This is a genomic window from Anabaena sp. UHCC 0204, from assembly GCF_009711975.1.
GTDB lineage: Bacteria > Cyanobacteriota > Cyanobacteriia > Cyanobacteriales > Nostocaceae > Dolichospermum.
On record NZ_VIKW01000005.1, the window covers coordinates 1 to 14,030 of the forward strand.

The window sequence follows — 14,030 nt, forward strand, 5'->3', positions numbered from 1 at the left end:
CCCAATTCATTGTGCTTTTAAACTGAATGAGATTGTTTGCTTAACCCAAATTTAATTATAATGTAAATTTGATCACATCTTTTTTAAAGATTTAATAAAGAAATTTCTATTTTCTTAAAGATAGATAATATAGCAATTTGATTTGTGTATTCCTAAAGGAAGCTATCGGCATAAATCACTCATGCGAAAATGCCCTAATTCTTAGAGAAGTCAGGGATATTGTGGTTCAAAATTGCTATAGAAAAATTAGAAATTCTGGTTAATTTTTTTTAATACTTGCTCTGTCACTAACCTTATTGGTCGTAATAAATAGTAAATAAAAGCGGGAAATTCTGCTAAAGGTAAAACTAACCAGTCGGAAGTAGTCGGCGTTGTGGCCAAACGCAAAGAATAACGTATTTTATCTTGTAAACGTTCCCGCACACTTAAATGAAAGCGAGTGACTTTCCCATCTTGAAATGAACCATCAACATTTTGGAAAAGATTTTGATTGACTTCAACTGCAAGTAAACTAACTTTTGGATCTGTCTGAATTTTTTGCCAAACTTCATCAGGTAAAGCAGTTCCAAAAATATTTCGTGCTAGTGTCAAAGCCAAAAATAAGATTCTTTGACCACCTTTAATTCTTGCTTGTTCGAGCAATTTTTTCCAATTTAACTGGGGATAACTGCGAATTAATTCAGCCACATCACAAATGCGAGCCAAATTTGTCCAACAGTCTTTTGTCCCATGTCCAGCTAACATCAACAGCGTATTTTCTGGAGAAAGATTAGGGACACTTTTACCAGCAATCGTAACTGGTTCTAAGTCTTGCCATAATGCCTCACAATCAATAGGAAAAGAAAAATAGTTTGGCATTACTCCCCAGTGAAGTTCTACTACCAGTTCTGTTTCCGGGTGGATAAAAGGATAAGCAGCTTCACGAACTAATTTATAGATGCTTTGCGATCGCACAAACGCAGCTTTTTGAGCCTCTGTAACTTCGATGCGCTCAATCTTCTGGCTATATCCCTGAGACACGAATACTTGTTTGGCCTTTTCTACATCCTGCGGGTGAACTAAAATGTCTAAATCGCTAAACTGTCGCAGTGATAAATTTCCATAAGCACTCGCAGCCAAAACTGGTCCTTTAAAGGGGAGAACTGATATTTTTGCTTCTGCAAATAAATTTAGCAGCCTTACCAATTCCCCACTTAAAAGTAAACTACGCCTAGTTTGAGCCAGAAAATCAAGTCGTAATTTGCTCAAAATCTCTTTGGGAACTACATCTGAAAAATTTCTGGAAAGACTGGAATATAATAGAGGCAACACTCGTTGCTGTTGCGCCATTTCTATCAATTTACCCCAATTTATATTTTTTGCTAGAAGTTCTCTAATATGATCAGCTTTTTCTGGTTCTATCTTAGTTCTGGCACAGCAAAGTAGCAATTCAATTTCAGAATTAGTCTGTGATAATATAGTCTCAACAGTTGAATGATCCAATTTCAGTCTCCATTAAAAAAAATCAGAATTTCAATTATTACAAATAATTTTTATTTTTTAGGTGTTGCTTCACCAAAATTAATCACGAGGGTGATAAGCAAAGTGATCCTTAGTTTTGCAACCATGGCATAACTGCATTAGTTTATAAAATTTAGGGCGTTGCTGATAGCCTGCGTGGCGATAGCCATATTGAGGTATGAAATTGGAAAATCAAAAAAATGAAACTCTTACTCTCTGAGACTGGAGCGCCTCTGCGTGAAATAAAATCATACTCTTAATCAGCAATGCCATAAAATTGAGCAATATAGCAGGTGACAGGTGAACCAGCGCGGTCATGGGGAAACCCCCATGAGCGACTAGTGTTCGCGTAGCGTGCCGGAGGCATTCACCCGAAGGGTGACAATTATTCAAGAAATTTGAGGTAAAGATATTTCTCAATATCCTATCACCCATCACCAAGAGATTAAAATGAAGAATCAGGTTGTTGTAAAAATTCCTCTTCTTCTGGGGTAGAGATGCGTCCTAAAATTTCATTACGATGGGGAAAACGACCAAATCGAGCAATTATTTCCTTGTGTCGAAACGCTGATTCAATCGCTTTAGCACTATCAGGATCATGGCTAAGTTGTTGAAATAGCTTAATACACTTGCGCTGATCAGCTAGGTTTTCACTGTGTTCAAATGGTAAATAAATAAACCAGCGTTTCACAGATAATAATTGCCGATCATAGCCTTTACTTGTCGCGTGTTGCGCTAATGAAATTGCTTCCCAGTCCGTTGCAAAGGCTTCTGGAGTATCACGAAACATATTTCGGGGAAATTGATCTAGCAAGAGAATTAAAGCTAGACAGGTTTCGGGTGCATTCATCCAATCATGTAAGTGTCCCGCTACTGCTTCTCGGTAAACTTCAAAAAAAAGATCGCGGACTTTAACATCAAAATCTGGTTGTTTGTCAAACCAAAATGGCTGCACTTTACCGTAATTTGGGTCATCTGGATAACCAAACCAAAAATCCAAAATAGCTGTTGCCTGTGACATTGCTGTTATTGATTATTACAAAGCACCTGTCGCATTTTACACATATATCTGGTATTTTTGGTAATTTAATTTGAGATGATTACCATAATGTCATCACATTTTCATCTTCTAGAGTGTTCCAAACAATAAATGATCCAAAACCAGAGATTGCTTCATTCCGCTCCGCTCCATATGGCTAACGCCACGCTCCGCGAACGCAATGACAATTGGGCATTTTTTTACTTGGAATACTCCTATCGGACTTACGCAATAACTCTCTGAAACTCTTATTTCTCCGCGTCCTCTGCGTCCTCTGCGGTTCATTTCTTCATGATTTTACAGAATCCTACTTTCGATAGATTTATTATTTTGCCAAATATTTTATAATAGAAATTGTGCTACCTGTTAACCTGCACAAATTATGCTTTGTAATGGCATATAGCAATTATGTCCTCTTGTTCAATACCTGCGCCATTTTTTTGTAGGTATTGGTTGTTTAGACGATTTTTGGCTTTAACACTTCAGAAAGTACAGTAAGGCAACAATTCCTGAGCAAAATTCAACTCAAAAGCTTGTAGGAAGCTAATTGTTAGATTTTTCAGTGTTAATTTTTGATGCTGCATTGCGGTACTAGCCAAATTCAAGGCTTGTTAAAAATACACAGGGTGTCAGAAATCAACGTTTTTGTATTTGAGGAAATCGAATTGTTTATGAATACTAAAAAAGAAGGCCGTGGTAGCGGTAGATTACAACACACGCCTTAAATCCTGTAGAGACGTTCCATGGAACGTCTCTATATCTGTAAAAATATATTTATCAGGGCGAACGATGGGGATCGAACCCACGAATGGTGGTACCACAAACCACTGCCTTAACCACTTGGCTACGCTCGCCATTCACTACTTGAGTATAGCACAACCTCCAGAAAATGATCAAGTTTTTTTTGCCAGAAATTAGAGAATTTTCTTGGTAGTCTTTAAAAGACTAACAATCGGACTAGATCAAGTAGGAATATGAAACCTTTAACTATGCTTATATGTGTAGGCGCAGCGGGTATTGGCATTCTAGGGGCAATGATGTCGAAGACAAATCCCAATCAGGTTGAATATGAAAAGTATGCAGTCCAAAAACTGACAACATATCTAAAAACTGATGTATGTCAAAAAACACCAAGTTTTTTAGAAAGATTAATCAAAACTAATTGTGAGCAAGTGCTGGAGTCAGCAACACCGCACATCAAAGAACTAATTACTAGCACAACCAAGCGACAAGATTATATGATCTTTAGTATTTATCGGACCGAAATCAAGCTTGATTCTTGGATACCAGGGTACAAATTTGAAACAGTAGGCGCGTTGAATCAATTTTACACTTACAATGCCCAAGAAAAATAAATCAGCAGAAATCAGATGAAGACTTAAGATACAAGTAGTCCCGGAAAAAACTACTCTGTGATGAGTTTCTGTACTAACTGTCTGTATCCGCAAAATCCAGATAATGCTCTGTTTTGTCTTAAATGTGGTAAACCGCTTTTACTTAAAGATCGCTACCGTCCTCTTTATCCTTTAGGTAAGGGTGGGTTCGGGAGAACACTTTTAGGTGTGGATGAACATATCCCTTCTCAACCTCAATGCGTAATTAAACAACTCTGTTTCCCAGAAGAGAATCTAGCCAGCTTTCGCAAAGCTGTAGAATTATTTCGTCAAGAAGCAGTGCGCTTAGATGATTTGCGCCATCCCCAAATTCCCCAATTATTAGCACATTTTGAACAGGAAAATCGCTTGTATTTGGTACAAGAATTAATTTCCGGACAAACATTAGCCCAGGAATTAGAGCAGCAAGGAGTTTTTAATCAGGGGAAAATCCAGAAATTACTGCAAGATTTATTACCTGTGTTGGAATTTGTGCATGGTCATCATGTTATTCACAGGGATATTAAGCCGGAAAATATAATGCGAAAATCTCTAGGAGGGGATTTAGTATTAATTGATTTTGGTGTTGCTAAATATATTTCTGCAACTGGGGTAATGAAAACAGGAACAACTATTGGGAGTCCTGAATACATGGCCCCTGAACAAATGCGGGGTAAAGTGTTACCAGCGAGTGATCTTTATAGTTTGGGTGTAAGTTGTATTCAGCTATTAACGGGGATTTCTCCCTTTGATTTATTTGATGATACAAGCGATCGCTGGATTTGGCGAGATTATTTACCTCCAGACAATCATGTTACATCTCATCTAAGTGAAATTCTGGATAAACTTATTCATAATGCCTTGGCTCAACGCTACAAATCTGCTCAGGAAGTCCTAGCAGCAATGGCAATAAATACCCAACCAGCCAAGAAACAGCAACTTACTACTCTCCGTTCGGATACAGGTATTAATTACCAGCAGTTACGTGATTTCCTCGCATGGAAACAGTGGCAAAAAGCAGATGCAGAAACTTGGGCGTTAATGTGTCAAGCTTTATCTAAACGGAAAGGTAGTTATTTATCTAATAGTGATTTAGAAACTTTACCTTGTCAGGATTTACAAATAATTGACCAATTGTGGACAAAATATAGTCAAGGGCATTTTGGTTTTAGTATCCAAACCCAAATTTATAATACCTGCGATCGCGACTATGCAGAATTTTGCAGTACAGTAGGTTGGTATTTGCCCAATGCTACTTCTGTCCGTCAACAATTAACTTTTAAATTATCTGCACCAACAGGTCATTTACCTTCTCACTTTTGGGTTAGTGGTAATCAGTTAGGAAGACACATGAAAGCTTTAACTGCAAAGGTGGCAAGCTGTTATATTAGGAACAATTGACAATTGATAATTGACAATTGACAATTGACAATGCTTAATAAAGTGAAAACTTAGATAAATCAATAACAATTGACTCCTTCTTCTCTCCTGACTCCTGACTCCTTCTCCCAGCCCTAATTATGCAAAGTAATACAGCTTATCTTTTAGTATCTCATGGCAGTCGTGATCCTCGTCCAGATATGGCTATGGAGCAATTAGCTAGGCTGTTAAGTGAGATATTACCTCAAGGTGAAAATTTCGTAGGTGTCGCTACCTTGGAAGCAAATATTCAACCTTTACATCTGCAAATAAAAGATTTTACTGATCGTGTTCAGGCTTTTGGCTGTAAAAGGGTGCAAATTATCCCTCTATTTTTGTTACCGGGTTTTCATGTTATGACTGATATTCCCGCAGAAATTGCGATCGCACAAGAGGTGATAGGTGCAGGAATGATCATGGAATTGCGTCCCTATATTGGTAGTTATCCTGGGTTAGGCAAGTTTGTCGCTAGGATGATGATGACGGTAAAAGCAGATGTATCAATTATTTTAGCTCATGGTAGCAGACGGGCTGGTTCTCATGCTCCTGTGGAAAGTATAGCGGCTAGTGTGGGCGCAGTTACGGCTTATTGGTCTGTACCTCCGAGTTTAGAAATAAGAGTACAGGAATTGATAGCTGCTGGTGATCAAGAAATTGCGATTTTCCCATATTTTTTATTTACAGGTGGGATAACTGATGCGATCGCTCTGGCAGTAGAAACGCTAAAATTACAATTTCCATCAGTAAGTTTTCAACTCGCACCACCTTTAGGAACAAGTCGAGAATTTGCTGATTTAATCTGGGATTTCATTAAAGAAGAGGACAAAGTTTTTGGGTAAAGTCTATTTAGTTGGTGCTGGTCCTGGAGATCCTGGACTTATGACACTCAAAGGAAAAGGGTTGTTGGCTTGTGCAGATGTCGTTATTTATGATGCTTTGGTGAGTCCAGAAGTTCTGGAAATGATAAATCCCGAAGCCGAACAAATCAACGCTGGTAAACGCATGGGTAGACATTCGCTGTTACAGGAAGTCACTACCCAATTACTGATTGAGAAAGCTGAGAATCATGGGATAGTTATCCGGCTCAAAGGTGGTGATCCTTTTATCTTCGGTCGGGGTGGGGAAGAAATGGCGGAATTGGTAGCCGCAGGTATTCCCGTAGAAGTTGTACCAGGGATTACATCAGGAATTGCCGCACCAGCCTATGCAGGTATTCCTTTAACCCATCGTCTTTATAGTTCTTCAGTTACTTTTGTGACTGGACATGAATCTGCTGGTAAGTATAAACCCCAGGTAAATTGGCAAGCGATCGCCCACGGTTCAGAAACTATAGTCATTTATATGGGTATTCACAATTTACCCTACATAGTTGAGCAGTTTACTCTCGCTGGGTTGAGTTTAGATACACCCATTGCCTTAGTCCGGTGGGGAACTCGGCCCGAACAGGAAGAATTAATCGGTGAATTGGGGACAATTGTCGAAGAAGTGGAAGCAAAAGGATTTCTTGCACCTGCGATCGCTGTAATTGGTGCAGTTGTAAAATTACACAGTATATTATCTGGTTCTGTGCAGGAGAAAAAATAGAGGAAAAGCTAAACTGAAGTTTAGTCATCTTTAAAAATCCTTAAAACTATGTATAATTGGAAACGATTCTGGTGTCCGAATACAGGAAATATTAGGCTCGACTATGGTGGATTTTTAGAAGATCCAGAATCAGAATATGGACATAATCCTGACGTAGTAACCTTTAGCTCTATATCCCATATTCCGTGTTTAATATTGTTGGGTGAACCAGGTATTGGTAAAACCACAGCAGTCGACCAAGCATTTGATGAATTAAAAGAAGAATTAGACGAATCTGAAGACGATTGTTTATTTTTTAATCTTGGTGATTTTGACTCAAATCAAGATTTATCTAATGGGATATTCAAAGACGAAAAATTTATTACATGGATTCATGGAACTCATAAACTACATCTTTTTTTAGATAGTTTAGATGAAGGTTTACTTTCAGTTAAGACAATTATTAGAAGTTTAGAAAATAAAATAGAGCATCTTCCTACTGAATGCCTTTATTTTCGGATTACCTGTAGAACATCTGTTTGGTTAGAAAATTCCACTCTAGAGCAAAAGTTAAAAGAAAAATGGGGAGAAGCTAATACAAAAATATATGAACTTGCTCCTTTACGTAGAATAGATATTATTGAAGTAGCTAACGCAAAGAATATAAATTCTGAATTGTTCATGCAGGAGATTTTAAATAGAGAAGCAACCCCACTTGCTATTAAACCAGTTACATTAAAATTTTTGATGGGTACTTACCTACAAAATGGGCAATTCCCTGATTCTAAAAAAGAATTATATAAACAGGGTTGTTTACAATTATGTGAAGAAGTTAACCCATATCGCTTACAGTTAGGTAAGTCTAAATTAAATTCTTATCAACGTTTAATAATAGCAGCACGTATTGCAACTATTATACTTTTTGCTAACAGAAGTGCTATATGGACAAGCCGAGAAATGGCAGATATACCTAATTCAGATATAGCTATTCGAGATTTATGTGTAGGTAAAGAAATAATTAATGAGCAAGAATTTCAGGTTACAGAAAATAATATTAGAGATGAAGTTTTATCTATTACAGGATTATTTTCTTCTCGTGGAAGTAATCGCATGGGATTTGCTCATCAAACCTACGCTGAATTTTTAGCTGCATGGTATTTAATTAAACGTAATATACCCTTGGTTCAGGTAATGAGCTTAATTGTTTCACAAGGAGATCCAGAATGTAAATTAATTCCTCAACTACATGAAACTGCTGCTTGGTTAGCAAGTATGAGGAAGGATATTCTAGAAGAAATTCTTAAAACAGATCCAGATGTACTTTTAAGAAGTGATATTCCTACAGATAGAGAAATTCAAGAGAAAATAGTTGCTAACTTACTGAATTATTACAATGATGGAAAACTGCTAAATAGAGATTTAGGTAGCTATTTTAATTACAAAAAACTTAAACATCCTGGATTAGCTAAACAACTGCGTCCATATATTCATGATTCTAGTAAATCACTAGAAGCAAGAGATGAAGCAATAGATATTGCTAAAAGTTGTGAATTATATGAGATTCAAGAAGATTTAGTTGATTTAGCACTAGATTCATCTCAATCTATACACCTGAGAGCTAACGCTGCAATGACTATTTGTTCAGTTGGCAATTTAGAAACAAAATTAAAGTTAAAGCCTTTAGCTATTAGTAATATTGAAGAAGATGAGGATGACAGACTTAAAGGATATAGTTTAGAAGCAGTTTGGCCAGAACACTTAACAGCCGAAGAATTATTTAACGCTATTACTCCAGCTAAAAGGAGAAATTTATTTGGTGGTTATCAGAGTTTTCTTAAAAATGAACTTGTTGCCAAACTTCAATCTGATGATTTAGTGATAGCTCTTAACTGGGTTGAAAAGCAAGGTTTAAGATGTTTTGAAGATCCATTTGAAAGACTAGCAGATGAAATTATTTTAAAAGCATGGGAACAATTTGATATTCCTGAAGTAGTAGAAATTTTTGCTAGAATAGCCATAATTCAGTGGAAAGAATATCAAAGTTTAGTCACTCAAAGTGATTCCACTGGGCATAATTTTGAGTCACAAATTTTGCAGTATGATGAAAAAAGACGCACATTACTTGAAAAAATAGTTTTAAATATTGTTTATGAAGAAAAAGATCCTAAATTTTTATTAAGCTCGGTTACAGAAAATATTCTCTTAAATCAAGATATATTTTGGATGTTGGATAAGTTGCAAAACACAGAATTTAATGAACAACAAAAAATTTGGGTTCAATTAATTGAATGGAGTTTTAACCGTCAAGATGCAAAACAGATAGATACTATTATTACTGCCACTCAAACTAATGAAATTTTGCGTAATCATTTTGCCTCTTACTTTGAAGCCGTTGAGTTAAATTCATCCCTAGCAAAAAAAATGGAAGCTGATTATATTTGGGTACAAAATTTGGAGAATCGCAAACCAAAATCTCAACTATTAGAACCGCCACTAAAAGAGAGAGTTATTCTACTTTTAGAACAGTTAGATACGGGTAATCTATCAGCTTGGTATCAGCTAAATATGGAAATGACTTTAAGACCAAATAGTAGATATTATACTGATGAACTAGAATATGATTTGACTAAACTTCCTGGTTGGAAAGAAGCCGATACAGCCACTCAAAGAAAAATCATAGATGGTGCTAAGAAATACGTTTTAGAACAAAATCAATTACCTTACAGTTGGATAGGTACAAACACTTTTGATAGATTGGCTTTAGCTGGTTGTAGAGCATTATTTTTACTCTTGAAAGAATCACCAGAATTTTTAGATACCATTACAGATGAAATCTGGCAGAGATGGACACCTATTATAGTGGGATATCCAAATAGTGGCAGAGAAGATAATTACCTTGAATTAGTTAGGCGATCATATATAAAAGCACCTACTGAAACTATTAACACACTAATTTTAATAATTGATAAAGAAAATGAAGAACATAGTACTATCTTCATTATGAATAAATTTGATAAATGCTGTGATGAACGGTTTAATTCTGTAATTTTAGAAAAAATAAAAGACAAGGCACTTAAACCAAAAGTTACCCAAAGATTGCTTGAAGAACTTTTAAAGCATGGATATAACAAAGCTAAAGAATTTGCTAAGAGTCTAATTTTTCATCCACTACCTTCAGAAGAGGAAGAATATGAAAGGATATTATTAACTACTAAAGTTTTAGTTGAAAATGCTGATTATGATGATTGGTCTTTAATTTGGTCAGTTGTTCAACAAGATATAGAATTCGGTCGTAAACTCTTTGAATCAGTTGCTAATGGTTACTTTGGCATTAACTTAAACATTACGGAAAAACAACTAGCTGATTTATATATTTGGATGACTAAACAATATCCTCCTCATGAAGATCCAGTTTATCAAGGTGTTCATTTTATAGGAACTAGAGAAACACTAGGGAATTTTAGAGATAATATTTTAACTCACCTCAAAGAAAGAGGAACATCTGAAGCTTGTGTAGAAATTCAGCACATTGCTCAAGAATTTCCTGAACTTACATGGATGAACAGAGTATTACTACAAGCTCAAACTAAAAGACGACGTAACACATGGCATCCTCCCACACCATCTGAAACTTTTGAACTTCTCAGCAATACAGAAAATCGTTTTGTGAAAGATGCTAATGAACTTTTAGATGTACTAGTTGAATCACTTAAAAGATTGGAGAATGAGTTACAAGGAGAAACACCTTCTGCTATATTCATCTGGAATAAAATAACCGATAAAGTATATAGACCATGTGATGAAAATACATTTTCTGACTACGTGAAACTTCACCTTGAAAGGGATTTAAAATCCAGAGGTATTATTCTCAATAGAGAAGTAGAACTAAGACCAAATAAAGGAGGAAATCCTGGTGAAAGAACAGATATTCATGTAGATGCTGTTATTAAAAAACAAAATGGACAGATATTTGATTGCATAACAGTTATTATCGAAGTAAAAGGCTGTTGGAATGATGAGCTAGATACTGCAATGGAGATACAGCTTGTTGATCGCTATTTAAAAAATAATACTTGTGAACATGGTATTTACTTAGTTGCTTGGTTTAACTGCCAACAGTGGGATAAGAGTGATTATAGAAAAGGTAAAGCACCAAAAATTAGTATTGATCAAGCCAGAGAAAACTTTAACAACCAAGCTAAACAGTTATCACAAGCAGGTATTAAAGTTAAATCCTTTGTCCTCAATACAGCACTTAGGTAAATGATTTATCAATATTCTCCAAAGGTATAATTTACTTGATTATTTGAAAATGCCCCACCCGTTCTAGTAGACTTTGATCCAGATCAAGCTAAATGGGAATATTTAAAGGAGAAACATAACCCGTGAAAGTCTTGCTTGATACCAACATAATTATAGTTCTTACACAATATGGTGAAAAATGATTTTCAGTAAATCCCCTTGAGAAAAAGGCTTTTCTAAATAACCATTAGCTTTCACAAATTTGGCTTTTGCTCTATCTCTTAATCCCATTCTTTCAGTCATTAAAATTACAGGAATATTTTGATAATGTGTGTGTTTTCGTAACAAAGAACAGATTTCATAGCCATCTAAATGAGGCATTTCTATATTTAGTAAAATAATATCCGGCTGTACGCGCAAAATTTCCATTAAAGCTTGGGAAGAATCCATAAATTTAATTACAGAAAATATTTGCTCATCTAAAAAATCTGCTACAGCATTTAATATGTTATAATCATTGTCTACACCCAAAATACTGTATTTTTTCCTCTCAGTAACTTGGGAATTAATCGGCTGATTTATATTAGGCTCATAATCAACTTGATATGTATTGCTTTTGGGTAATTGTTCTGGAAATTTGTTAACTGGATGTGACTGATGATAATTTTCAAAATTCAAATTTTCTTCAACATCAATTTTTACTCCTGATTGACATTTTTCTACTAAAGTTCTTAAATTCAAATGACAAAACTTAGGGAGATCATCTAAAAAAGTATTAGGAACAAACTCATAACTACCATTTTCTAAATCTAGTAATGATTGTAAAACCTCTAATGCCAATTGCTCAATTAATAAAGCAGCTTGAAAGTGACTAATATATTTTTGATTAACTAACCAACAAATGGCTAAATAATCGGGATTTGGTATTGACTGATTCTCAATATCTTTTTCAAAAATCATCCGTACCTGTTCATTAATACCTCTAGGAAGAGTAGAAATTTGCTGACTCAATTTCTGTAAATTTCGGTAAAGAGGTTCAAACATTTCTTCAGAGTAACTAGCGTAAATTAGTTTACCCTTATCCATATATATTGACCATGCACCAGATTCACTAAATACTTGTAAACAACCAGTAAACGAATTATTAGTAATCTTCTTTAATAGAGTAATTGGTTGTAACTTTTGGAAAAATCTATATCTACTAATAGGTATTGTATTCATGGTCGGAAATTGATCATTAAATTTTTCTCTCATGATCAGTTAATTAATGTATTTTATAAACATTCTGAATCCTGTCTTTTGAATTCTTCCCTTTAGGTTACTATATATTTTTTGGAGAAATAAAAAAGTATGTTAAACCTATGATGAAAAAATGAAGTAGAGATGTTCCAGCAGAACGCTTATAATTTTTAATCTCAATGTTTTTTAAATTACCCCCTACCAATCGTGTCCGTAATTAATATCCAAGTCCCAGAAAATTGTCAGCGCCTAGATGTCTATTTATCTCAAGAGTTATCAGATTTATCCCGTTCACGCATCCAGCAGTTAATCGAACAGGGTCATGTGCAAGTTAATGATACAGTTTGCAAATCTAAGAAAATTCATCTAAAAAGTGGCGATCGCATTACACTAGAAATTCCGGCAATCCAACCGTTAGAACTAGTAGCAGCAGATATTCCCCTCGATATTCTCTATGAAGATGAAGAGATCATCATTCTCAATAAACCTGCTGGTTTGGTTGTTCACCCCGCACCAGGACATCCTGATGGCACTTTAGTTAATGCTATATTGGCACACTGCCCTAATTTACCAGGAATCGGCGGTGTTCAACGTCCGGGCATAGTCCACCGTTTAGACAAGGATACTACTGGAGCGATCGCGATCGCTAAAACAGACCTAGCTTATCAGCACCTGCAAGCACAACTACAAGCAAAAACCGCTCGCAGAGAATATCTAGGTTTAGTTTACGGTGTCCCCAAAACGTCAACCGGAAGCATAGACTTACCCATTGGCCGCAATCCTCAAGACCGCAAAAAAATGGCCATTGTCTCTGTAGAAGATGGTGGACGGAATGCTATCACTCATTGGCAAGTACAAGAGCGATTTGGCAACTACACACTAATTCACTTCCAACTAGAAACAGGACGCACCCATCAAATTCGCGTCCATAGCGCCAAAATCGGTCATCCTATCGTTGGTGATCCTATTTATAGTTCTGGTCATTCCATTGGTGTCAATCTACCAGGACAAGCCTTACACGCTTGGAAACTCCAGTTACAACATCCCGTTTCTGGAAATTTAGTCGCAGTCACAGCGCCTCCTCCCCGCAGCTTTACGACTTTATTGGAAGTATTACGCCGTCGCAGTGGAGTTTCTTAAAATTTAATAAAATTATGAAGCCTTAGTCCCATTTTGTGCATATAACCTTTTTTACCTTAAAATCCCCCCCTGGGGGAAAAAGAGAAGAAACTTCTTTCAATTATTTAACAATGTAAATTTACAATCCTTAATCCAATTCAGTAACATCCCAAAACAACCAAAAAGGGCTGTAATCTATTTATAGCAAGGGATTTATAGAAAATTTAAACAATATTAACAAACAAAATATTGCGATTCTTTTCGAGAATTGTAAACTTATGTAACGTAAATATTGATTTTTTCTCACTTACACACCTTGTATGTAAAGGATTTGAGGCTTTTCTTAGGCGATCATCTTATTTATTCATAATTTGTAACAAATAAAGACTCTATGGCATTGTATAAACATAAACTGTAGGGGTTAAACAACAGAAAAAAGTTAAACAAAGCAGGCAATTGACGAAGTTTGCCAGTTTCTCATAAAATCCCTCATGACTCTCATAATTTCTAGTTCATAAAATATAAATATGGTCTAG

General features: G+C 35.7%; 9 protein-coding genes and 1 tRNA gene. 6 read left to right on the forward strand and 4 right to left on the reverse strand.

Features of this window, described 5'->3' with window-relative positions; translation table 11 throughout:
* Positions 1-246: 246 nt before the first annotated feature.
* The 3 genes from FJR04_RS05400 to FJR04_RS05410 form a co-directional block, all read right to left on the reverse strand.
* On the reverse strand, positions 247-1,482 hold the full coding sequence (locus FJR04_RS05400) for a nucleotidyltransferase family protein (protein WP_168492488.1): 1,236 nt from the start codon (positions 1,480-1,482) through the stop codon (positions 247-249).
* Between the two features lie 463 nt (positions 1,483-1,945).
* Positions 1,946-2,521, reverse strand: coding sequence for a DUF924 family protein (locus FJR04_RS05405; RefSeq protein WP_168492489.1), 576 nt, complete (start codon positions 2,519-2,521; stop codon positions 1,946-1,948).
* Between the two features lie 799 nt (positions 2,522-3,320).
* Positions 3,321-3,393 (reverse strand) — tRNA-His (locus FJR04_RS05410).
* 120 nt (positions 3,394-3,513) lie between these two features.
* Between FJR04_RS05410 and FJR04_RS05415 the strand changes: the two genes are divergently transcribed.
* The 5 genes from FJR04_RS05415 to FJR04_RS05435 all read left to right on the forward strand — a co-directional run bounded on the left by FJR04_RS05415 (position 3,514) and on the right by FJR04_RS05435 (position 11,157).
* Positions 3,514-3,894 (forward strand): DUF4359 domain-containing protein, encoded by a 381-nt coding sequence (locus FJR04_RS05415; RefSeq protein WP_168492491.1) that lies wholly within the window; start codon positions 3,514-3,516, stop codon positions 3,892-3,894.
* A gap of 60 nt (positions 3,895-3,954) precedes the next feature.
* Positions 3,955-5,313, forward strand: a complete 1,359-nt coding sequence (locus FJR04_RS05420) for a serine/threonine-protein kinase (RefSeq protein WP_168492492.1) — start codon at positions 3,955-3,957, stop codon at positions 5,311-5,313.
* 119 nt (positions 5,314-5,432) lie between these two features.
* Positions 5,433-6,170 carry a sirohydrochlorin chelatase gene (locus FJR04_RS05425; protein WP_168492493.1) on the forward strand — a complete coding sequence of 246 codons (738 nt, stop codon included), beginning with the start codon at positions 5,433-5,435 and terminating at the stop codon, positions 6,168-6,170.
* Positions 6,163-6,915: a uroporphyrinogen-III C-methyltransferase gene (gene cobA, locus FJR04_RS05430; RefSeq protein WP_174763505.1), complete on the forward strand. Its 753-nt coding sequence runs from the start codon at positions 6,163-6,165 to the stop codon at positions 6,913-6,915. Before FJR04_RS05425 ends, cobA begins: the two co-directional genes overlap by 8 nt.
* Before the next feature lie 48 nt (positions 6,916-6,963).
* Positions 6,964-11,157, forward strand: a complete 4,194-nt coding sequence (locus FJR04_RS05435) for an NACHT domain-containing NTPase (protein ID WP_168492494.1) — start codon at positions 6,964-6,966, stop codon at positions 11,155-11,157.
* Between the two features lie 159 nt (positions 11,158-11,316).
* Here the strand turns inward: FJR04_RS05435 and FJR04_RS05440 are convergent, their stop codons facing one another.
* The gene (locus FJR04_RS05440; RefSeq protein WP_168492495.1) at positions 11,317-12,357 is read right to left on the reverse strand and encodes a response regulator; all 1,041 of its coding nucleotides are present in this window, start codon (positions 12,355-12,357) and stop codon (positions 11,317-11,319) included.
* Positions 12,358-12,582: 225 nt separating this feature from the next.
* On the opposite strand from FJR04_RS05440, the gene FJR04_RS05445 reads away from it, so the two are divergent.
* A complete protein-coding gene (locus FJR04_RS05445) occupies positions 12,583-13,515 on the forward strand; it encodes an RluA family pseudouridine synthase (RefSeq protein WP_168492496.1) in 933 nt (310 codons plus the stop codon).
* The last annotated feature ends 515 nt before the right edge of the window (positions 13,516-14,030 follow it).